The 21,590-nt window shown below is 70.4% G+C and carries 21 protein-coding genes; 8 read left to right on the top strand and 13 right to left on the bottom strand.

Annotation, left to right across the window (positions count from 1 at the left end; all coding sequences use genetic code 11):
• Window positions 1–35 precede the first annotated feature (35 nt).
• The gene (locus Aco03nite_RS40600; protein ID WP_203806198.1) at window positions 36–1,031 is read left to right on the top strand and encodes a hypothetical protein; all 996 of its coding nucleotides are present in this window, start codon (window positions 36–38) and stop codon (window positions 1,029–1,031) included.
• 4 nt (window positions 1,032–1,035) lie between these two features.
• On the opposite strand, the gene Aco03nite_RS40595 is transcribed toward Aco03nite_RS40600, so the two are convergent.
• Together Aco03nite_RS40595 and Aco03nite_RS40590 are read right to left on the bottom strand one after the other, a co-directional pair.
• On the bottom strand, window positions 1,036–1,515 hold the full coding sequence (locus tag Aco03nite_RS40595) for a hypothetical protein (RefSeq protein WP_203806196.1): 480 nt from the start codon (window positions 1,513–1,515) through the stop codon (window positions 1,036–1,038).
• Between the two features lie 57 nt (window positions 1,516–1,572).
• Window positions 1,573–2,763 (bottom strand): sensor domain-containing phosphodiesterase, encoded by a 1,191-nt coding sequence (locus tag Aco03nite_RS40590; protein WP_239145850.1) that lies wholly within the window; start codon window positions 2,761–2,763, stop codon window positions 1,573–1,575.
• A gap of 99 nt (window positions 2,764–2,862) precedes the next feature.
• Between Aco03nite_RS40590 and Aco03nite_RS40585 the strand changes: the two genes are divergently transcribed.
• Complete coding sequence (locus tag Aco03nite_RS40585; protein WP_203806194.1) at window positions 2,863–4,317, top strand: cryptochrome/photolyase family protein; 1,455 nt, start codon at window positions 2,863–2,865, stop codon at window positions 4,315–4,317.
• Window positions 4,318–4,320: 3 nt separating this feature from the next.
• Here Aco03nite_RS40585 and Aco03nite_RS40580 read toward each other — a convergent pair whose 3' ends face one another.
• A complete protein-coding gene (locus tag Aco03nite_RS40580) occupies window positions 4,321–4,908 on the bottom strand; it encodes a TetR/AcrR family transcriptional regulator (RefSeq protein WP_239145849.1) in 588 nt (195 codons plus the stop codon).
• Window positions 4,909–4,972: 64 nt separating this feature from the next.
• Between Aco03nite_RS40580 and Aco03nite_RS40575 the strand changes: the two genes are divergently transcribed.
• On the top strand, window positions 4,973–5,908 hold the full coding sequence (locus tag Aco03nite_RS40575; protein ID WP_203806190.1) for an LLM class F420-dependent oxidoreductase: 936 nt from the start codon (window positions 4,973–4,975) through the stop codon (window positions 5,906–5,908).
• Between the two features lie 127 nt (window positions 5,909–6,035).
• On the opposite strand, the gene Aco03nite_RS40570 is transcribed toward Aco03nite_RS40575, so the two are convergent.
• On the bottom strand, window positions 6,036–6,809 hold the full coding sequence (locus Aco03nite_RS40570) for a TetR/AcrR family transcriptional regulator (RefSeq protein WP_203806188.1): 774 nt from the start codon (window positions 6,807–6,809) through the stop codon (window positions 6,036–6,038).
• 97 nt (window positions 6,810–6,906) lie between these two features.
• Here Aco03nite_RS40570 and Aco03nite_RS40565 point away from each other — a divergent pair, with 97 nt between their 5' ends.
• Window positions 6,907–8,532 (top strand): FAD-dependent monooxygenase, encoded by a 1,626-nt coding sequence (locus Aco03nite_RS40565; RefSeq protein ID WP_203806186.1) that lies wholly within the window; start codon window positions 6,907–6,909, stop codon window positions 8,530–8,532.
• Here Aco03nite_RS40565 and Aco03nite_RS40560 read toward each other — a convergent pair whose 3' ends face one another.
• Complete coding sequence (locus tag Aco03nite_RS40560) at window positions 8,533–9,252, bottom strand: NUDIX hydrolase (protein ID WP_203806184.1); 720 nt, start codon at window positions 9,250–9,252, stop codon at window positions 8,533–8,535. It lies immediately after the preceding gene.
• Between the two features lie 72 nt (window positions 9,253–9,324).
• Between Aco03nite_RS40560 and Aco03nite_RS40555 the strand changes: the two genes are divergently transcribed.
• From Aco03nite_RS40555 to Aco03nite_RS40545, 3 genes are all read left to right on the top strand, one after another.
• Complete coding sequence (locus tag Aco03nite_RS40555; RefSeq protein WP_203806182.1) at window positions 9,325–10,383, top strand: SPFH domain-containing protein; 1,059 nt, start codon at window positions 9,325–9,327, stop codon at window positions 10,381–10,383.
• Window positions 10,380–11,267 carry an NAD(+)/NADH kinase gene (locus Aco03nite_RS40550; protein ID WP_203806180.1) on the top strand — a complete coding sequence of 296 codons (888 nt, stop codon included), beginning with the start codon at window positions 10,380–10,382 and terminating at the stop codon, window positions 11,265–11,267. Before Aco03nite_RS40555 ends, Aco03nite_RS40550 begins: the two co-directional genes overlap by 4 nt.
• 99 nt (window positions 11,268–11,366) lie before the next feature.
• Entirely contained in the window at window positions 11,367–12,284 is a 918-nt protein-coding gene (locus tag Aco03nite_RS40545; protein WP_203806178.1) for a dioxygenase family protein, read from the top strand.
• 124 nt (window positions 12,285–12,408) lie between these two features.
• Here the strand turns inward: Aco03nite_RS40545 and Aco03nite_RS40540 are convergent, their stop codons facing one another.
• The 7 genes from Aco03nite_RS40540 to Aco03nite_RS40510 all read right to left on the bottom strand — a co-directional run bounded on the left by Aco03nite_RS40540 (window position 12,409) and on the right by Aco03nite_RS40510 (window position 18,718).
• Window positions 12,409–13,182, bottom strand: coding sequence for a hypothetical protein (locus Aco03nite_RS40540; RefSeq protein WP_203806177.1), 774 nt, complete (start codon window positions 13,180–13,182; stop codon window positions 12,409–12,411).
• Between the two features lie 55 nt (window positions 13,183–13,237).
• Window positions 13,238–13,759 (bottom strand): VanZ family protein, encoded by a 522-nt coding sequence (locus Aco03nite_RS40535; protein WP_203806175.1) that lies wholly within the window; start codon window positions 13,757–13,759, stop codon window positions 13,238–13,240.
• Between the two features lie 112 nt (window positions 13,760–13,871).
• Window positions 13,872–14,807, bottom strand: coding sequence for a nucleotide-binding protein (locus tag Aco03nite_RS40530; RefSeq protein WP_203806173.1), 936 nt, complete (start codon window positions 14,805–14,807; stop codon window positions 13,872–13,874).
• 65 nt (window positions 14,808–14,872) lie between these two features.
• Window positions 14,873–16,099, bottom strand: coding sequence for a Gfo/Idh/MocA family protein (locus tag Aco03nite_RS40525; protein ID WP_203806171.1), 1,227 nt, complete (start codon window positions 16,097–16,099; stop codon window positions 14,873–14,875).
• On the bottom strand, window positions 16,096–16,773 hold the full coding sequence (locus tag Aco03nite_RS40520; RefSeq protein ID WP_203806169.1) for a cupin domain-containing protein: 678 nt from the start codon (window positions 16,771–16,773) through the stop codon (window positions 16,096–16,098). Before Aco03nite_RS40520 ends, Aco03nite_RS40525 begins: the two co-directional genes overlap by 4 nt.
• A complete protein-coding gene (locus Aco03nite_RS40515) occupies window positions 16,770–17,663 on the bottom strand; it encodes a DUF6807 domain-containing protein (RefSeq protein WP_203806167.1) in 894 nt (297 codons plus the stop codon). Before Aco03nite_RS40515 ends, Aco03nite_RS40520 begins: the two co-directional genes overlap by 4 nt.
• Window positions 17,648–18,718, bottom strand: a complete 1,071-nt coding sequence (locus Aco03nite_RS40510) for a Gfo/Idh/MocA family protein (protein WP_203806165.1) — start codon at window positions 18,716–18,718, stop codon at window positions 17,648–17,650. The genes Aco03nite_RS40515 and Aco03nite_RS40510 overlap by 16 nt, the downstream gene beginning before the upstream one ends.
• A 157-nt stretch (window positions 18,719–18,875) precedes the next feature.
• On the opposite strand from Aco03nite_RS40510, the gene Aco03nite_RS40505 reads away from it, so the two are divergent.
• Window positions 18,876–20,396 carry a UxaA family hydrolase gene (locus Aco03nite_RS40505; RefSeq protein WP_203806163.1) on the top strand — a complete coding sequence of 507 codons (1,521 nt, stop codon included), beginning with the start codon at window positions 18,876–18,878 and terminating at the stop codon, window positions 20,394–20,396.
• A 122-nt stretch (window positions 20,397–20,518) separates the two neighbouring features.
• Here the strand turns inward: Aco03nite_RS40505 and Aco03nite_RS40500 are convergent, their stop codons facing one another.
• Entirely contained in the window at window positions 20,519–21,502 is a 984-nt protein-coding gene (locus Aco03nite_RS40500) for a LacI family DNA-binding transcriptional regulator (RefSeq protein WP_203806160.1), read from the bottom strand.
• Window positions 21,503–21,590 lie beyond the last annotated feature (88 nt).

Genomic DNA, 21,590 nt, shown 5'->3' with positions numbered 1-21,590 from the left:
CGCCGCGAGCGCCGGTGATCCGGTAGGACTACCGCATGCCGTCGCCCCTCGATCAGCTTTCCGGCCGGCCCCCGGTGACCGGGCCGCCACCGAGCGCCGCTCCCGGCGTACCGGCGGAGATGACGTTCGTTCATGGGATCTTCTGGCTCGCTCTGACCGGCGGCCTGCTGCATGTCGGTAGTTTCCTCGGGCTGATCGTCGCGGACGGGCTGCAGCGGGGCGAACCCGGCGAGACCCTCGCCCTGGTGGCGCTGTTCGCGGTGCTCGGTTCACCGCTGGTGCTGATGTCCCGGGCGGTGTCGCGGGCCGCGGCCGGGCGGGGCGGTGCCCGGGCGGTGCTGTGGTCGCTCGGGCCGGCCGCCACGACGGCGGTCCTCGCGCTGGCCACGGCCATGCTGATCGGCGTCTCCCGGGTCCGGCGGGTGCAACCGCTGGAGATCGTGGCGGGGGTGCTGTCCATCACCGGTGCGGTGCTGTACTACGCGGCGCTCACCATCAGCGCGACGATCCTGCTGATGCCGGCCGCGCGGGAGTTCGTCAGCCGCCACCGGGATCCCGGCCGGTCGCCGCGGGGACGGCGGACGATCACCGTGGCGGTGGTCCTGCTCGGGCTGGCCACCGCGATCAACCTGTCGGTGGCGGCGTACACCGCGATCAGCCCACGTGCGGGCGACGGTGAGCAGCTGACCAGCTACCTCACCCTGGCCACGATCCTGGCCGGCGGCACCGCGATCGTGCAGGTCGTGGTGTTCGGCTGCACGCTGATGGCCCGGCTGGCCGGCAGCCGGGCCTACCGGGCCTCCGCCTACGTGCTCGGCCTGATCACGTCGCTGGCGATGGCACCGGCGGCGTTCTGTTTCGCGGTGCTGGTCGACCAGGCCGGCCGGGAGGCCGGCGGCGCCGGCGGCGTCTTCGCGACCGTGACCATCACCGGCGCCGTCGTCGCCGCGCTGCTGCACCTGGTCGCGGTGCTGCTGCTGGCGATGCCGTCGGTGTCGGCGTGGCTCGACCACGGCGGGAGCGACAGGTGACGCCTCAGCTGGTGACGAACGGCGTCGGAACGAGGTCGAACCGCTTCGTCCCGAGGCCGTCGCGGTCGACGTTGTAGTCGACGTAGCCGCGCGCGTTCAGGCCACCCGCCCGGGACGTCTGCGGGTAGACGGTCTTGCAGGCCCGGGTGCCCTTCTCCGCGCCGTTGACCCGCCCGGACAGGTTGCACGAGCCGCTGGCCAGAACCTCGTCGTACGCCTGGAGCTGGTAGTGGATCAGCAGCGAGTCGAACTTGCGGTTGCCGTCGTCGCCGCCGCTGCCGCCGTCCTTCCAGTTGACGATCGCGTAGGCCCCGACGTCCAGTGAACCGTGCGTGACACACAGCGTCACGGACAGATCGGTGTCGAAGCCGGGTGTGCTCAGTTCGACGTTCTTGGCCGGACCGCACGTGGTCTCGGCCTGCGCCGGCGTGGCGATCGACAGCCCGGCACCGGCCAGCATCGTCACGAGAAGAATCGATTTCATGACTACCCCCTGTGAGGGCCGAGTACCCGCCCCTCGAGGGTTGAATCATCCCACCGGTCAGCACAACTCGGCGGGTTTACCCAGGTGGTAGCCCTGCCCGTAGGTGACGCCGATGTCGATGAGGCAGGCCAGCTCGGACTCGGTCTCGATACCCTCGGCCACCAACTCGGCGCCGATCTGAGCGGCGAAACCGGCCAGCGAGCGGGCCAGCGCCGCCTTGACCGGATCGGTGTCGACACCCCGGACCAGGCTCATGTCGAGCTTGATCAGGTCCGGGCGCAACCGCAGGATGTGCTGGAGGCTGGCGTATCCGGCGCCCGCGTCGTCGACGCTGAGCCGCACCCCGGCCTGCCGCAGCCGGGCCAGCGCCTCGCCGAGCTGCTCGTAGTCGCCGACCTGGGTGTGCTCGGTGACCTCGATGACCAGACGGTGCTCGGCGTGCAGCAGCAGGATGTCACGGACGTGCGGGTCGAGCAGCGCCTCGGCGGACAGGTTGACCGCGAGCCAGCCGTCCGGCGGCAGGTCCGGCAGACGCCACAGGGCCTGGCGAAGAGCCAGGAGCTCCAGCGGTACGCCGAGACCGCACCGCGACGCGGCGGCGAACGCCTTGTCGGGGCCGGCGAAGTCGTTCGGGTCGAAACGGGCGAGGGCCTCGTACCCGAGCATCGCCCCGTCCTTGATCCGCATGATCGGCTGGAAGACCATCCGCACCGACTGGGCGTCGAGAACCCCCTGCACGATGCGGCGGACCGACGCCGCCGCATGCCGCTGGACCGCGAGCGGGCTGCTCATGTGATCACTGATCACGTCCGCGATCAGGGCCATGTACCGCAGCGCCTGCTCGTCGAGCGACGGGTCGGGCTGCCGGCTGACCGCACAGACCATGCCGGCCACCGCGCCGTCCGGGCCACGCCAGGGCACCCCGGCGTACGACCCGAGGTGCAGTTCCCGGGTCACCGGGAGGTCGCGGGTGACCGGGTGCAGCCGGGCGTCCGGGATCGCCGCCGGGATGACGCCGGCCAGGACCCGCGCACAGTACGAACCCCGCCCGTCCAGCGCCTCGCCGATCGGGATCTCCATCGCCGCGACCTCGCCGGTCGCCGACCAGATCGTCTGCTGATCCGGGGTGAGCGTCGACGCCCAGGCCACCTCGACCCCGAGATGGGACCGGACCAGGTTCAGCATCCGCTCCACCACCGCGATGTCGGCGTCGGCCGGCTGCCACGGCACGAACGTCTCTGTCTGCACGTCGTCACTCCCCCGATCCGTCGGCGGTCACGCCGCCGGACCCTCAATGTCGGTCAGGAAAACGCAATCCTGAAGGTGTTCCGGGGTGACGATGTGGGGATGACACGTCGCTGGCTGTTCGCCGACCAACTCGGCCCGCACTTTCTCGACGATCCCGGCCAGCCGGTGCTGCTGGTCGAGTCGAAGGCGGCGTTCCGGCGGCGGGCCTTCCACCGGCAGAAGGCGCACCTGATCCTGTCCGCGCTGCGGCACCGGGCCCGCGACGGCGACGTGCGGCTGATCCGGGCCGGCACGTACCGCGAGGCGGTCGGCGAACCGGTCACCGTGTGCCATCCGACGTCCCGGGCGGCCCGCGACCTGGTGCGCCGGATGCCTGATGTCGAGATGCTGCCGCCGCGCGGCTTCGTCACCGCGCCCCGCGACTTCACCACCTGGGCGGACGGCCGGGACCACCTGCGGATGGAGGACTTCTACCGGTTCGCCAGACAGCGGCACGACGTGCTGATGGACGGCGCCGAACCGGCCGGTGGCCGCTGGAACCTGGACGCCGACAACCGCGAACCACCCCCGAAAGGTGCGGACCGGCTCGACGTCCCCAGCCCTCCGGAGATCATCGAGGACGAGATCGACGACGAGGTACGCGCGGACCTCGATCGCTGGCAGGCCGAGGGCATCGAGTTCACCGGCCGGGACGGGCCCCGTCTGTTCCCGGTGACCCGGGACGAGGCGCTGGCCCGGCTGCGGCACTTCGTCGAGCACCGGCTGCCGGAGTTCGGCCCGCACGAGGACGCGATGCTCGCCGGGGATCCGTGGATGGCGCACAGCATGCTCAGCCCGGTGATCAATCTCGGACTGCTCGATCCGGTGGAGGTGATCGCCGCGGTCGAGGACGCCTACCGGGCCGGGCGGGCGCCGCTGGCCGGGGCCGAGGGGTTCATCCGGCAGATCCTCGGCTGGCGCGACTTCGTCTGGCACCTGTACTGGTACTTCGAACCCCGCTACCGCTCGGCGAACGAACTGGGCGCCGGTGGGCGGCTGCCGAAGTGGTTCGCCACCCTGGACGCCGACGCCGTCGAGGCCCGGTGCCTGTCCGATGTGCTGGCCGGGGTCCGGGACCGGGGCTGGGTGCACCACATCCCGCGGCTGATGGTGCTGGGCAACTACGCGATGCAGCGGGGCTGGCGCCCGGCGGCGATGGCCGACTGGTTCCACCGCAACTTCGTCGACGGCTACGAGTGGGTGATGACGGCCAACGTGATCGGGATGAGCCAGTACGCCGACGGTGGACGGATGAGCACCAAGCCGTACGCGGCCGGGGGCGCCTACATCAACCGGATGAGCGACTACTGCTCCGGCTGCCGGTACGACCCACGGTCCCGCGTCGGCAGCTCGGCCTGCCCGTACACCGCCGGGTACTGGCACTTCCTGGCCCGCAACGAACCGCGGCTGGCCGGCAATCACCGGATGGGGCAGCCGCTGCGGGGCCTGCGCCGGCTGTCCGATCTGGACGCCCTGGTCGAGCAGGAGAACGCCCGCGGGTCACGAGCACCCTGAACTTCACTTCGTCAGGGTGCGGGCCGCCTCGATGGCGCGGGCGGCGATGTCGTCGGCGCTGTGATGACCGCGGGTGAAGAAGCCGTCGGCGAACAGCGCGATGTAGCCGTGCGCCACCGCGATGGTCGCCTCCACCAGCAGCAACGTCTCCCGCTGGTCGGGGGTGCCGGTGGCGGCGGCCAGGTCCATCAGGGTCGCCATCAGCGCGCGGGTGTGCTGCTGGCGGCCGTCGTCCTCGATCCGGGACAGCCCGGCCGCGTAGATCACCGGGAGACCGGCGCCGGTGCGGTACACGTGCCGGACGTAGGCGCCGGCGGCCGCGGCGAGACGGTCGCCCGGGTCGGGGCCGGCGGCGCCGGCGGCCTCGGCGACAGCGGAGTTCAGCTCGCGGGCGGCGACCCCCGACACGGCGGCCAGCAGGTGGTCACGATCGGGGAAGTGCCGGTAGGGCGCGGCCGAACTGACCTGGAGCCGGCGGGCCACCGCGGCGACCGAGAACTTCTGCAGACCCTGCTCGGCGAGAAGCTCGAAAGTGGCCGTGATCAACGCGGCCCGTAGATCACCGTGGTGGTAGGCCCGATTCGCCGACACGCTTGCCTCCATGTGAGTAGGCTCTTACATTAGCAAGTGATAGCCCTCTTACATCGGAGACATCGTGACCATCAGACTCGGTTACCAGATTCCGAACTACACCTACCCCGGGCCGGTCGAGACCCTCTTCGACACCGTCCTGGCGCAGGCCAAGGAGGCCGAGGCGTCCGGCTTCGACACCGTGCTGGTGATGGACCACTTCTATCAACTGCCCGGGATCGGAGCCCCGGAGAACGCCATGCTCGAGGCGTACACGACCCTCGGGGCACTGTCCGGTGGCACGTCGACCATCCAACTGTCGACACTGGTCACCGGTAACACGTACCGCAATCCGGCCCTTCTCGCGAAGACCGTCACGACTCTCGACGTGGTCTCGCATGGCCGGGCGATCCTCGGCATCGGCGCCGGCTGGTTCGAACGCGAGCACCACGACATGGGCTTCGAGTTCGGCACCTTCGGCCAGCGGTTCGAACGCCTCGACGAGGCACTGCAGATCATCACGCCGATGCTGAAGGGCGAGCCCGGCGTGCTGGACGGCAAGTGGTACACCGCCCGCGGCGCGATGAACAACCCGCGGGTCCGGCCGAACATCCCGATCATGCTGGGCGGCAGCGGCGAGCAGAAGACGTTCCGGCTGGCCGCCAGGTTCGCCGACCACATGAACATCATCTGCGACACGGATGACCTGTCGCGCAAGGTGCAGGTGCTGCGCCAGCGCTGCGAGGAGATCGGCCGCGACCCGGCGACCCTGGCCACCAGCTACCTGGTGATGGGCCTGGTGGGCGAGGACGAGCAGGAGGTGAAGGAACTCGGATCCCAGATCCCCGAGGACCGCAGAAACCGGACCATTCTCGGTACGGCGGACCAGGTGGCCGAGCAGATCCAGGAGCGCGTCCTGAACGCCGGAATCGACGGCATCACCATCAACCTCCCCCGAAACGGCCACCGCCCCGGTTTCGTCTCGCATGTCGGGGCGGCCCTCAAGCCCCTGGTGTCGTAGCCCTCGCCACCTCTCTCGCAGGTCCTCGCGAACCTCAGGGTGTTATTTCGTGAGCACCTTGCGGAACCTCTTGTTGTTCCGTAGCACCCGGCGGAACCTCTTGTTCCTCGGTAACACCCTGCGGACCTCAAGGCGATTTTGTCGTGGGCCCCTCCGCGGGTGATCCCGCGGTGAGCCCCTCCGCGATCGCCAGTAGCGCTCCCACCAGTTCCGCGCCGGTGGGGGCGCTACGCGGATCGACCAGCCACTGCGCGGCCAGCCCGCCGAGCATGGCTTGCAGCAGCGTCCCGGCCGCCTCTTCCAGTCCCGCCGGGACCACGACCTGAAAAAGCTCCACCAGCCCGAGCCGAGCTTGACTACCGGCTTGGGAAAAAGCAGTTCGCAATTCCGGCGTACGGTCGAGGTGCGCAATGATCTCGAACTGCACAGCCCACAAAGCCTCGTTCCGAACAAACGAGGCAATAACTTTGTCCCAGGCAACCGCAAACCGCTCCGCCGCCCCGGCCCCACCCACCCCCGCGCCGACCCTCGCCGCGCCGGTCATCCGCACGTTGGCCACCGCCCCGTCCGATCCGAGGTCGGTTGCGCCCGCGCCGGGAAGGGCTAATCCTGCCGACCCTGAGTCCGCCATCGCCGGGCCGCGCGTCGCCGGGTCTCGCGTTCCCGGGGCGGGGGTCTCTTCGTGGTCGGTGTTCAGCACCCGGGCCAGGTCGTCGCCCCACTCCTCGAGGGCCTGCCGGAGCGCGGCGTTGAGCAGCAACTCCTTGGTACCGAAGTGGTAGCCGATCGCCGCGAGACTGACCCCGGCCGCCGCCGCCACGTCGCGGGCGGTGGTGCGGGCATAGCCCTTGTCGTACAGGCATCGCTTGGCCGCATCGAGCAGATCTTCCCGGTTTCCCATGCTTTCACCTTACGCGCCGTCTGAGACAAACGTCTTGCACATATGTCTTATACAAACGTATTGCACAGTCGTCTGATACGGCCGTACCGTTCCGGGCATGAAGGTTTTGATTTCCGGCGCCGGCGTTGCCGGGCTCACCCTCGCCCACTGGCTGACCAGGCACGGCATCACCCCGACCGTCGTCGAGAAGGCGCCGGCGATCCGGGTCGGCGGCTACAAGGTGGACATTCGGGGCGCCGCCCTCGACGTGGTCCGCTCGATGGGGATCCTGGACGAGTTGCGCCGGTTGCGGACCGACGTGCGCACCGGTTCGGTGGTCGACACCACCGGCAAGCGGGTCGCGTCGATGGACGCGGACACGTTCGGTGGCCGGGTCCACGACGACGCCGAGGTGCTGCGCGGTGATCTGCTGCGGGTGCTGTTCGAGCTGACCCGGGAGAGCGCCGACTACCGGTTCGGAGATTCGATCGTCGCGCTCGACGACAGCCGGGTGACGTTCGCGAGCGGCCGGGTCGAGGAGTTCGACGTGGTGGTCGGCGCGGACGGGACACATTCGGTGACCCGTGCACTGGCGTTCGGCCCCGAGGAACACTTCATCCGCGACCTGGGCCATCGCATAGCCATCTTCAGCGTGCCCAACCATCTGAAACTGGACCGCGAAGAACTGACCTACATCAGCCCGGGCCGCACCGCTCTCGTCTACAGCACAGCACGCGACGCCACCCTCAAAGCGATGTTCCTGTTCACCAACACCGGCTCAGAAGAGGTCGATACCGACTCAGGAGAGGTCAGCGACGGGACAGGAGAGATCGGCACCGGCTCAGGAGAGATCGGCACCGGCTCAGGAGAGGTCAGCACCGGAACTGGTGAGGTCGGCGATCCGGCAGGTTCACGAAAGGGCGACACTCCCGCCGGCTCAGTGGAAAGTCGTGATCCGGCCACGCAGAAGGCGGCGTTGCGCCGGGCCTATGCCGCGGAGGGTTGGGAGGTTCCGCGGCTGCTCGACGGCCTCGACGACACGCCCGACTTCTACTGCGACGCGATCGCGCAGGTCCACATGGAGCGGTGGTCGACCGGGCGGGTGGTACTCCTCGGCGATGCCGCACACTGCGCGTCACCGGCTTCCGGCCAGGGCACCAGCTTGGCCTTGGTCGGCGGCTACCTCCTGGCCCACGAACTGGCAACCGCCGCAGCTGCGGCCCGCACCGCCTCCACCGCCACTTCCGGTTCCGGTTCCGCCACCGCTTCCAACTCCGCGGCCACTTCCAACTCCACCTCCACCACCGCTTCCAACTCCGCGGCCACTTCCGACTCCGCCTCCGTCGCCGCTTCCGGTTTTGCGGTCGCTGCCGACTCCGCCACGGCCACCGTTTCTGGTTCGGTGGCCGCTCCCGACGTCGCCTTCACTTCTGGTGGCGCGACCGCTTCCGACTCCGTCTCCACCGCCGCTTCTCGTGGCGCGGCCGCTTCTGGCTTTGCCCTCGGGGACCTTGCGACCGCTTTCCTGGCGTACGAGGAAAGGATGCGGCCCTTCGCTCTTCGCAATCAGGAGCTGGGGCCGGCGAACATCAAGCGCATGGTGATGCGCACCCGTGGTCAGGTTCGCATGTCGATGGTGATGCTGAGGCTGATGGCGCACCTGCCCGGCCGGGACCGTCTGATGGCCAAGGTGATCGAGCCGATCCACCGGGCAGCCAACGCGATCGAACTGCCGGAACGATGATCAGGATGTGCGCCTGCCGTCGGGCCGCTGGTCCGGGGGTCTGGTCGGCTCTCGCATCAACGGTGGGTGCAGGGACGTGGCCGGGCCGCGGCGGTAGAGCTGTGCGGGGCGGCCCCGGTCTCTGATCACGGTGCCGCCGGCCGGTTCCACAAAACCGTCGGCGCCGGTCACCTTGCGGTGGAAATTCCGGGGATCCAGCCGAACGCGCCACACCGTCTCGTAAACCGCCCGCAGATCCGCCACGGTGAACTCCGGCGGGCAGAACGCCGTGGCCAGCGGCGTGTACTCCAGCTTGGACCGGGCCCGCTCGATCCCGTCGGCCAGGATCTCGTCGTGGTCGAAGGCCAGGTCGCCGCGCACCTCGTCCACGGGACGCCAGGCCGCGCCCGCCGCGTCGCTGCCGGCGACCGGTGTCGGCAGGTCCGGCAGCAGTGCCAGATACGCCACCGTGACCACCCGGCCGCGTGGATCCCGGCCCGGCCGCCCGTAGGTGGCGAGCTGTTCGAAGTATCCGTCGCGCGGGTCGAGCCCGGTCTCCTCGCGCAACTCCCGGGCCGCCGCCTCGCCGAGATCCTCGTCGCCGTGCACAAATCCGCCGGGTAGCGCCCACCGCCCCTGGTGGGGCGGGATGCCACGGCTCACGAGCATCACCTGGAGCGCGGCCTGCCGGATCGTCAGCAGCACCAGATCCACCGTGACGGAGAACTCAGTTCGCGTCATGTTGACGATAATAGCGCCCCGGGATTATCGTCATAACGACGAAAAGCAAGGCACCGAACGAAGGGAACTCCGATGGCTGACGTGACGCGTCGCTTCCACCTGCGGCACCTGCGTGGCGCCCCGACCAGCTGGGTCAGCCACACCGTGAAGGGCAGGGAGAAGCGTTCCGGCAAGGGCCTGTCGTTCTGGTACCGGCCGTTGACCGCCGTGCTCAGCGAGGTCCCGGTCGACGACCGGGAGCTGCCGCTGCTGTTCCACGCCCGCACCGAGGACTTCGCCGACGTGACAGTGCAGGCCACCGTCACCTACCGGTTCAGCGACCCGGCGGCCGCCGCCGGCCGGCTCGACTTCTCCATCGACCCCTACCGGGGCAAGTGGCGCGGCCAGCCGCTGGACCAGGTGGCCACCCTGCTCGCCGAGCTGGCCCAGCAGCCGGCCCTGGACGTGCTGGCCCGGGTGCCGCTCGCCGAGGCTCTGACCACCGGGATCGCACCGGTGCGGCAGTCGGTCGCCGACGCGCTCGCCGGCGATCCGCGGCTCATCGAGACCGGCGTGTCGGTGGTCAGCGCCCGGGTCGTCGCGATCCGCCCGGAGCCGGACCTGGAGCGGGCGCTGCAGACCCCGACCCGTGAGGCGGTGCAGCAGGACGCGGACAAGGCGACGTACGCCCGCCGCGCCCACGCCGTGCAGCAGGAGCGCCAGATCGCCGAGAACGAGCTGCAGAGCAAGATCGAGCTGGCCCGCCGTCAGCAGGAGCTGGTCGAGCAGCACGGCGCCAACACCCGCCGGGAGGCCGAGCTGGACGCCGAGACCCAGCTGGTCGCGGCGAAGGCGGACGTCGACCGCAAGGAGGTGGCGAGCATCGCGGCGGCCGAGCGGTCCAAGCGCAGCGCGATCACCGAGTCGGAGGCGACCCGGGTCCGTGACGAGGCTCGGGCCACCGGCGCCCGGCTGGTCGGTCTGGCCGAGGCCGAGGCGGAGGCGGCACGACTCGCGGCGTACCGGGACCTGCCCCCGGCCGTACTGCAGGCACTGGCTCTGAAGGAACTTGCCGGTCAGCTGCCGCAGGTCAACGAGCTGACGATCACCCCCGACGTGCTGACGAAGCTGATCGGGCGGCTCGGGCAGTGAGCAGCACCCTGGCCCCGCGCATCGTGATCGTGTCCCGGCGCAGCGAGCTGACCGAGCTGCTCGCCCGGCACGGCACGATGGGCGCGGCCGCCTACTTCCTGCGCCAGCGCGGCCGTGACCTGGACGAGGTCACCGCCCGGCACGAGGCTCTGCAGGCCGCGCTCACCGAGGTGGGCGCGGCGGTGCCGGTCGACTGGCGGCGTGGTCACGTGGATCGCGCCGATCTGCCGCGGTTCCTGTTCGCGCCGGAGGACGTGGTGGTCGCGGTCGGGCAGGACGGCCTGGTGGCGAACGTCGCGAAGTATCTGGACGGCCAGCCGGTGATCGGGGTCGACCCGGAGCCGGGCCGTAATCCGGGGGTGCTCGCCCGGCACCGGGCCGCCGGTCTGGCCGCGCGGCTGCGGTCCGGGCCGGGCGCGGTCCAGGAGCGGACCATGGTGGTGGCCCGGCTCGACGACGGCCAGGAGTTGTACGGGCTGAACGAGGTCTATGTCGGGCACGCCGGCCACCAGTCGGCGCGTTATGTGCTGGGCACTCCCGACGGCGCCCGGGAACGCCAGTCGTCGTCGGGTCTGATCGTCGGCACCGGCACCGGGGCGACCGGCTGGTGCGCGTCGATCGCCCGCGAGCGCCCGGCCCCGCCCCGGCTGCCGGGTCCGGGTGATCCGGCGCTGTGCTGGTTCGTCCGGGAGGCGTGGCCCTCCCCCGCGACCGGCGTGACCCAGACGTCCGGCCTGCTCACCGCCGGTGCCGAGCTGGAGCTGACCTGCGAGTCCGAGCGCCTGGTGGTCTTCGCCGACGGCCTGGAGTCCGACGCGCTGGAACTCTCCTGGGGCCAGCGTCTCCGGATCGGGGTGGCCGACAAGAAGCTGCGACTGTCGTAGCCGGCGGGGTCATCGCACAGGCTCAGCACAGGAATCGTTGAGGTATCTATGAGTATCGATTCCTAGCGTCGGCCGGGTCCCATCCCACGAGGAGGATCCATGGATAACGACGACGAACTGGTCGGTCGGGTCCTGAGCCGGCGACAGGCACTCGCCGTGCTCGGACTCACCGGCGCCGGCCTGGCACTGGCCGGCACCGCCGCCCAGGCCGCGGGCGAACCCCGCACCACCACCGGCACACCGTTGAGCGTCGACTGCGTGGCCAAACCCGAGATGACCGAAGGCCCCTACTACGTCGACGAAGGACTCGACCGCTCCGACATCCGCATCGACACCTACGACGGCACGATCTCCGACGGCACCCGCTTCGACCTCGGCATCGACGTCCTGCAGATCGGTGCCGGCGGCTGCACCGCACTGCCCGGCGCGATCGTCGACCTCTGGCACTGCGACGCCTACGGGGTCTACTCCGACCAGGCCGCCAACGACTCGGTCGGGCACACGTTCCTGCGCGGCTACCAGGTCAGCGACGAGTGCGGGCGGGTCCGGTTCATCACCGTGCTGCCCGGCTGGTACCAGGGCCGGACCGTGCACTTCCACATCAAGATCAGAACCACCGGGACCGACGGCAATCCGTACGAGTTCACGTCCCAGCTGTTCTTCACCGACGAGTTCAACACGACGTTCCTGGCCACCGACCCGTACGCGGCCAAGGGCACCCCGGACACCACCAACGCCACCGACTTCATCTACCGGGAAGCCGGGGAACAGATGCTGCTCACCCCGCGACGGGTGCGCGGCGGGTACGCGGCCCGCTTCGCGATCGGCATGGACCTGTCCGACACCTCGGTCGGCGACGACGACAGCGGCGGCGGTCCGGGCGGTCCCGGTGGCCCGCCGCCGTCCGGTCCCCCGCCGACAGCGTCCCCGTCGCCGACGGCGTCGCCCTCCCCCACCGAGTCCGCCACACCGACCGCATCCGCCACACCGAGCGAGACACCCACGCCGGGCATCTAGGAAACCGCCCCGGGTCCGGCCTCGGGCAGACCTGCTCCGGTTCGCGGATTCCTCCCCCGCGAGCCGGAGCAACCCGAGCCGGAGCAACCCGAGCCGCCCGAAAAGTCAGAAAAGTCAGAGATGATCAGGCCAGCAGGGACTCCCGCATCGCCTTGCCCGGGTTGAAGCCGCCCACCACCCGGGTGCCGCTGGGATCCCAGACGTCGACGGTGTTGTTGCGGCGCATCTGCTCACGGACCGGGTTCGGCAGCGGCGGCTCGTCGGACATCGCGTCCCGGATCTCCTTGGCCGCGTGGATCAGCGAGTCCGCCAGGGTCGCCTGGTCGGTGTCGGCGCGGACCCCGCCGTACTCCCAGCCCGAGGTCACCAGGTCCAGGATCTCCAGAAGGTGCGTCAGCAGCGGACCGGCGGCGACCACCTTCACCGCCTGCTTCGCCCGCGAGCCGACGACCGTGACCGCCGCGGCCACCTGCACGAACGGGTGGAACGCCCCGGTCGGCCCGGCCGGCAACGGCGAGCGGAGCCGCGGCCCGGCGCCCTCCCAGGTCCACCGGTAGTGCCGGCGGTCCACTTCGAAACCCTGGTTCAGCAGGGCGGCGTGGACGGCGTCGGCGTACTCGTGCAGCACCACCGAGGCGACCATGATGCCGTCGTCACCGTCGAGCAGCCGCACCGCTTCGGCGGCTTTCTCCGCGAACCCACCGGCGGCCGGCGAACCGTAGACGGCGCCGGCCGGTGCGCCGTAGACAGCACCGCCACCGGCGGGCCGCCCGTAGACGCCGGGCGCCGGAGCCGGTGCAGCCCCGGACATCTGCTGCAGTGCACGGTAGATCTCCTGCTGGCGGCCGGGATCCCGCTCGGCCGCGTTCTTGTCGGACCCGAACCGGAACCACCGCATGTCGCCTCGTCTCAGCCGTACCGAAGATCGGCGAACATGCTACCGAGAGAAGCCGTCACGCGCTCAAAGCGGGCTCGAGGACACGGCGGGTCGCACGCCACACCAGGAAGCCGAGGACCCCACCCAGGGTGTTCGCGATCAGGTCGTTGACGTCGGGCGTCCGGCCGCTGCTGACCAGAACGTTCGCGGCGAACTGAGTCAGTTCGATCGTCGCGCTGAGGGCCAGTGAGGCCCACGCGACGGTCGCGATCGAGGTCTGCCGGCGCAGCATCGGCAGCAGAAAACCGAAAGGCATCACCATGACGATATTGAGTACGAACGTCAGCGGGTCGATCGTGATGATCGGCAGGTAGCTGGCCTTCTGGTACCAGGCGACCTGGTTCGCGTAGATGCCGGTGGCGATCTGCAGCGGAAGCAGGGTGACCCCGACGACCGCGGGCAGGTACAGCGCGCCGGCGAGGGCGGGCAGCAGGCGCGGCCGGTCGCCCCGGAACCTCAGCCAGGCGGCGAGCAGCAGCACCGCGGTGAGGGGAACCAGGACGGGCAAGGCGGGGATCTCGGTCTGCATCTCGGGCATACCCACATGATCGTTTTCCGCCGGCCCGTCCCGCATCACACTCCGAGCAGAGCCCCGATCGGCCGAAAGGTAGAGCCGCGTAGAGCGACCGCGCGGCGACCTACGGTGGGCTTTATCGGACGGCGCCCAGTTGGCTTGTCACGTCGCCGTGGGCGGCCCTGACCCAGCCCTTGTTCGCCAGTCTCAGGTGCAGGGTACGCATCAGGGACTCGCGCTGCGCGGGTGGCAGGGAGCGGATCTCGGCGTGCGCGGCGATCGCGGACAGCGCGGAGGCGTCGTCGAGGTCGCCCGGGTGCGGCGGGACACCGGCCTGGCGGGCCCGGCGCAGCCCGGTCTGCATGCCGAGCACACCGATCGGGGCGATCCCGAGTTCCTCGGTGAGGTATTCCAGGTCGACGTCGTCGGCCACCTTGTTGCCGACGACCGCGACGGCGTCGGCGACCCCGGCCGCGGTGGCCAGCGACAGGTAGCGGCGGGCGACCGAGACGGATTCCGGGGTGGGTTCGGCGACCACCACGATCACGTCGAACTGGGCGTGCAGCGAGTTGGCGAAGGCGTCGGTCCCGGCGACCATGTCGCAGACCACCCAGCCGTCACTGTCCGGGTCCAGGTGCGAGAGCAGGTTCTCCAGGATGGCGAGGTGGCCGTGGTAGCAGCCGGCGCCGATGTCCTTGGGCTCGTACGTGCCGACGTGCATGACGTGGGTCAGCGGGTCGAGGGCGGTCGCGTGGCCGGCCAGCACCGGGTCGGCCGGGTCGAGGGTGACCAGGTGCGAACCGGGGCCGGGCGGGGTGGTGGCGACGAAGTGGTCGACGCCGTCGACGAGCGGGTTGGTGCCGAGCAGGTGGGTCCGGACGCGCCGGGTGTTGTCGGGGTGGGACAGGGCGGTGCCGGCGTCGGCGGTCACCCCGAGCAGCGGGGCGAGGTGCACGTTGACGTCCGCGTCGACGGCGAGGACACGATGACCGGCGGTGCGCAGGTACTGCGTGAACAGCGCGGCCATCGTGCTCTTCCCACTGCCACCTTTGCCAGTGAAAGCGATTTTCATTTGCACGAAGCTAAGGATGGCACAGTGCGATGGCAAGCACCGCCACACCCCCGTCACTCGTTCCGTCAGTCGTTTCGGAGCGCCAGCCCGTCCGCGATGAACCGGACCGGGTGACCCGAGCGCGCCGAACGGTCCGCCGCCACCCCGGTCAGCACACTGCGGATACCGTCCCGCCAGCCGGCCTGCCGCGCGAGAGGATCGGTCCCGGCGCCGCGGAACACGTCGTCGAGCAGCAGCGCGTCCCCACCGCCGTGGCCACCCACGCCCTGCTTGATGACGATCTCCTCGGCCGGTTTCCAGTGCTCCTGGACGGTGAGCCGCTCGTACGTCTCCTCCGCATTCTTGCCCGCGGTCGGATCGATGGCGGCGTCCGGGGAGCACCACGCCCGCTCCGACACCTCGAGGTCGAGACGTCCGCGCGTCCCGGAGAACGCGACCCGGTAGCCCTCCCGCGGCGCGTACGCGGTCAGCGAGTAGGTCAGCACCGCCTGATTCGCGTACCGCACCAGCACCGACATGGTGTCGTCGATGGTCACGCCGTCGCTGAACACGTCCCGGTTCCGGATGTAGCCATCCTCGTGCTGGGCGTCCAGATACAGCGCTTTCAGCCGCGGATCCCGGGTGAGGTCGAGATCGAACGGCCCGCTGCCCACCCCGGCGCCGTCCGGTCCGTAGAACCGCAGCCCCGCCTGCGCGAACACCGTCGCCGGGCTGCTGTCCAGCCACCAGTTGACCAGGTCGAAGTGATGCGTCGACTTGTGCACCAGCAGCCCGCCGGACTTATCGTGCTCGCGGTGCCAGCGCCGGAAGTAGTCGGCGCCGTGGATGGTGTCCAGCAGCCACTCGAAGTGCACCGCGGTGACCTGCCCGATCCGGCCGGAGGCGAGCACCTCGCGGACGGCGGAGTTGCGCGGCGAGTAGCGGTAGTTGAACGTCACGATCAGCCGGGCCGAACTGCGGGCGGCGGCTCCGGCGATCCGCGCGCAGCCCTCCTCGGTGGTGGTCAGCGGCTTCTCCACGATCACGTCGACACCGGCGTCCAGGGCGGTGACGACGTAATCGGCGTGGGTGGCGTCGACCGTGGTGACGATCAGGGCGTCGATCCCGGCCAGCATCTCCGGGAAGTCCGCGGCGTCGTACAACCGCAGTCCGGTGTCGTAGTAGCTCATCCGGGTGTGGTTGGTGTCGCAGAGCGCGACGACCGTGCCGGCGTCGCTCCAGTCACCCGCGAGGGCGTCGAGGTAGAGCTGGGCGCGGTGTCCGAGTCCGACGATGCCGTAGCGACGGGTCATGAGTCACCCTTTCCGATCTCTTCGAGGGGATGCAGGTGGCCGCACATGCCCCAGGCGGTCGCCGGATCGGGGTCGGCGGCGTGCAGCGCGGCGTCGCGCAGGTGCTGGAACTCGCCCCGGTCCAGGGCGTCGAGCATGGCCGAGGTCCGGCGGGTCTGTGCCTCGACGGTGTGCGACCAGATCCGCCGCCACTCGTCGATCCGGGGCCGGACCAGAGCGGCGGCGTCCCGGTAGAACGCGGCGAGCGCGACCGGGTCGGCGGTCAGGCGGCCGAATCCCTCGACGGCCAGCTCCCGGCGCCGGCGTACCGACGCGGCCGGGTCGTCACCGAGGGCGATCGCCTCCCGGTAGCGGGCCGGGTCGGCGACCACCTCGGGCGGGAACGTCATCACGGCGTCGCCGGCCTCGGGCAGCCCGGCGTTCGACATCACCACGACCACCTGCAGATCGCCGTGGTTGATCGCCCGGTGGATCACCCCCGGCGTGAACCAGACGGTGCTGCCCGCCGCCAGCGGGGTCTCCCGGAACCCGGACGTGTCCAAGGTCTGCAGTGCGCCCTTGCCGCCGATCACCACGTACGCCTCGGTGGAGACGGTGTGCAGGTGCGGGGTGCCGCCGCCGTCGTCGTACACCTGCAGCCGGGTGACCGACGTCCCGCCGGGGAACGAGCTCATGCCAGGGCGTCCCTGCCGTGGGCGGCCAGGGCCGCCGTGCCGGATTCGCCGTGGTCACCGGAGGCGATCACGACGGCGTAGCGGAAGCGCACGGTCTCGCCGTCCGGCAGGTCCAGTTCCTCGCTGAAGAACGGCGCGGGGTTGAGACAGGCGAAATTTTCGGTACGGGCGAACCACTGCGGCGGATGGTGCGGGTTCGCCGTATCGTCCACGATCAGCACGGTGGACGCCCGGCCGGTGCCGTCGTGGCGGCCGCGGAACGCGAACCACTCGGCCCGGGTGCCGCGCAGGTCGTCGCCGCCGACCTTGTCCGGGGACTGGATCACGCCGTCGGTGAACGAGCGGGGGCCGCGCCAGAACAGGCCGCCGTAGCCGGCGTTCTCCCGGCCCTTCGTGGTCGGCGATCCGAACGCGAGGGTCGCCCCGGACACATTGGTCATGCTGGTCTCGAAGGTGAGCACCCAGCTGGTCTGATCAACGATCGTGAAGGTCAGCCCGCGGGTCTCGGTCAGCACCGGTTCGCCGCTCTGCGCCGTCCATTCGAGGGCGTGCTCAAATCCGGACAAGTCCAGCTTTTTCACCTCGACATGCTTGGCGCTGCCGTTGTTCGGCTTCTGGACGTAGAACGAGCCGTGCACATACGTCGGGCCGCCCCAGAAGTTGTGCTCCCCCACGTGCGGCAGACTCCAGGCGATGCCCTTGTGCCAGACGTGATCGTGCGGGCGGAACAGCGACACCTCGTCCCCGGCCAGGGTCCGCAGCGGATGCAGGTAGGGCTTCGGCGACTCCAGCTGCACGGTGTCCGGGCGGTAGACGTACTCCGCGATGGGCACCTCCCCGGCGGAGACGGTGATCGAGTGGTCCAGGCGGTGGTCTACCCGAAGGTCCATCGGTTTCCGTTCATGCTGCCGTAGAAGGGATGCCCGTCCTTGATGTCGCCGCGCCGCACCTGCTGCCCGGTGGCCGCGGAGGCGTACAGCGCGGCGATGAACTCCATGGTCCGGCGGGTGTCACCGACGCTGACCGGCGGTTCGATGCCGGCGTCCAGGGCGTCGAGCAGGAGCCCGATCTGATCGTGGTGCCCGCTCTTCGACGTCCCGGCGGGCCAGGTGACGTCCGGTGATCCGGGTGCGGGCGTGACGGTCCAGTCGGCGTCGCTGTACCCGTACAGATGGTCGAGTTCGATCGTGGCCTTTTCGAAGTCGAACCGCAGTGACGATGTCTGCCGCGCGGAGACCACCGAGTTGACCACCGACGCGACCGTGCCGTCGGCGAACTCGACGAGCGCCATCGACACGTCCTCGGTCTGCACCGGGCGGCTGCGGCGGGCGGCGATCGCGGTGACCCGCTCCCAGTCGCCGAGCACCGACAGCAGCAGGTCGAACTGGTGGATGCCGTGGCCCATGGTCGGCCCGCCGCCCTCGGTCTCCCACTTACCGCGCCACGGGACCTGGAAGTACGCGTCGTCGCGGTACCACAGCGTGTGGCAGGTGGCGAGCAGCGACGGCCCGAGGGTGCCGGCGTCGACGAGGCCCCGCAGGTGGGCGGCGCCGGAGCCGAACCGGTGCTGGAAGACGGTGGCCAGGTACGCCCCGGACTTCGCCGCCGCCTCGGCCAGCCGATCGAGTTCGGCCAGCGACAGCGTGGGCGGTTTCTCCACCAGCACGGTCACCCCGGCCTCGAGGCAGCGCAGGGCGATCGGCAGGTGGGTGGAGGGCGGTGTGCAGAGGTGGACCAGGTCGATCTCGTTGGCCAGCAGCTCGTCGATCGACGCGTGCACGCTGGGGATCCGCCAGGCCTCGGCGAACGCCTCGGCCCGGTCCAGGGCCAGATCGTGGACCGCGACGGTCTGGACACGGTCGCCGTGGGCGCGCAACGCTTCGGCGTGGGCGGCCGCGATCGCCCCGGTTCCGATGATCGCCGCTCGACGGGTGAATCGCTTCATCAAGGACCTCGATCTAGAAGTTCACCTGCAGGAAAGCGCATTCCCACACTTTCATCCGCCTCGATGGCCGTCAAGGGTTTCCGGCGGGTTTCCCCGCGGTGCCGGTCGTGTCAGGATGGACCCTGCAAACGTTCCCGCAAATCGTCAAGGACTGCTGATGACGCACCTGGACCTCCTGCTGCTCCGCGCGAACGACGATGTCGCGGTGGCGACCCGGGAACTGCCGGCCGGTGACACCCTGCGCCTCGACGACCGGGACCTGACCGTGCTGACCGACGTCCCGCGCGGCCACAAGATCGCCCTGCGCGACCTGCCGGCCGGCGCCCCGGTGCACAAATACGGCCAGGTCATCGGCAGCACCACCACCGCCGTGCGTGCCGGCGAGCACGTGCACGCCCACAACCTCGGCATGGCCGCCGTCGACCACGCCTATGAGTTCGGCACCGCCTTGATTCCGATGGAGAAGGCCGAGACCCGCACCTTCCAGGGCTACCGGCGCGCCGACGGCCGGGTCGGCACCCGCAACTTCGTCGGCATCGTCACCTCGGTCAACTGCTCCGCCAGCACCGCCCGGATGATCGCCGACCAGTTCCGCGGCCCGATCATGGACGCCTGGCCGAACGTGGACGGTGTCGTCGCGCTCGCCCACGACTCCGGCTGCGGACTGGTCCCGGCCAGCGAGGGCGGCCAGATCCTGCTGCGCACCCTGCGCGGCTACGCGAGCCACCCCAACATCGGCGGCCTGCTCGTCCTCGGGCTGGGCTGCGAGATGATCGGGGTGGACACGGTCCTCGCCGGCCTGCCCGACGACTCGGACACGATCGTCGAGAAACTCACCATTCAGGACACCGGCGGCGTACGGGCGACAGTGCGCGCCGGCACCGAGGTCATTCGTACCCTCCTGGATCGTCTGAATGAACGCCGCCGCGCGACCGTGCCCGCATCGTCGCTGGTGGTGGGCCTGAACTGCGGCGGCTCCGACGGCTACTCGGGCATCACCGCGAACCCCGCCCTCGGCCACGCCTCCGACCTGCTCGTGGCGCAGGGCGCGACCACCGTGCTCGCCGAGACACCCGAGGTGTTCGGCGCCGAGCACCTGCTCACCCGGCGCGCGGTCAGCAAGGAGGTCGGGCAGCGGCTGCTCGACCGGATCGCCTGGTGGCACACCTACGTGTCGGCCGGTGGGGGCACCCTGGACAACAATCCGTCCCCCGGCAACAAGGCCGGCGGCCTGACCACGATCCTGGAGAAGTCCCTGGGTGCGGTCGCCAAAGGCGGATCGGCACCCCTGACCGCGGTGTACGAGTACGCCGAGCCGATCACCGGCACCGGATTCACGTTCATGGACACACCCGGCTACGACCCGGTGTCGGTGACCGGGCTGGTCGCCGGCGGCGCGACTGTCGTCGTCTTCACCACCGGCCGGGGTTCGGTGCTGGGCGGAAAACCGGCGCCGGTGCTGAAGGTGGCCACGAACTCGGAGATCTACCAGCGCATGCGCGAGGACATGGACATCGACACCGGAGGCATCGTCACCGGCGCTCTGTCGCTGACCGATTCCGGCCAGGAGATCTTCGAGGCGATCCTGGCGGTCGCCTCCGGCAGGCCCACCGCCAGCGAGGACCTGGACCTGGGCCGCGACGAGTTCGTCCCGTGGCAGCTGGGCGCGGTCACCTGACCCACCCGGCGGGGCTCGCCGCCGCCCCGCTTCTTCGGCCTTGCCTCCTTGGCATTGTTACTTCGGCCTTGCCTCCTTAGCCTCGGTCCTGGGGCCTTGTCCTTCTCGGCCAGGCGCTTTGATCAGGCGGGCGCCGGGCCGGAGGATGCGCGGATCACCAGGGACGTCGGCAGGATCACCTCGGCGCCGTGGACGGCGGTCACCGTGCCGGCCCGGCCGAGCAGCAGGTCCAGGCCGATCGCGCCGGCCCGGTCCTTCGGCACGGCGACGCTGGTCAGCGGCGGATGACTCATCCCGGCGAGACTGACGTCGTCGTAGCCGACCACGCTCATCCGGTCCGGCACCACCGCCCCGCGCGCCGCCAGCCGGTGCAACAGCCCCATCGCGACCAGGTCGTTGTACGCCAGGACCGCGGTCGCCGGACCGGCCAGCACCAGATCGGCCGCGTGCACCCCGCCGTCGAACGTCGGCGCCACCGAACCGACAGGCAGGATCACCAACTCCTCGTCCCGATCGAAATCGGCCAGGCCGGCGAGCCGCTGCCGGGACGCCCACGAGTCCTCCGGCCCGGACACGAACGCGATCCGCCGGTGCCCGAGCGCCCGCAGATGCTGCACCGCCTGCCGGATCCCGTCCGCGACGTCGGCGACCACCGACGTCATGCCCGGCACCCGCCGGTGCAGCAGCACGGTGTTCTGCGGGTCGGCGGCGGCCAGGATCTGCGCGTCGGTGGACCGCGGCGAACACAGCAGGATGCCGTCGGTGTTGTGCCGCAACGTGGCGACGGCCTCCAGCTCGGCGACCGGATCCTCGTCGGTGTCGCTGATGAAGACGCCGCAGTCCACTGCCCGGGCCCGCGCGGTCACGCCCTTGGCGACGTCGGCGAAGAACGGATTCCGCAGGTCAGGGACGATCAAACCCAGGTTGCCGGTACGCCCGGTGATCAGCCCCCGGGCCGCCCGGTTGGGCCGGTAGCCGAGCCGGTGCGCCACCGCGACGACCGCCTCGCGCGTCGACGGGCTGACCGCTCCGCCGGTGAGCGCCCGCGACACCGTCGACACCGACACCCCGGCCGCACGCGCGACATCCTGCACGGTCGTGCGCACCAAGCCACCCCTAGTTCCGTACCAAATGTGGCGTCAGCATAACGAGGCCCGGGAACGGTCCCGGGCCTCGTATGCCTGCCGGCTTATG

This window comes from Actinoplanes couchii (assembly GCF_016862075.1).
GTDB lineage: Bacteria > Actinomycetota > Actinomycetes > Mycobacteriales > Micromonosporaceae > Actinoplanes > Actinoplanes couchii.
The sequence above is the reverse complement of the archived record's forward strand: the minus strand, read 5'-3'. Positions and strand labels throughout refer to the sequence as shown.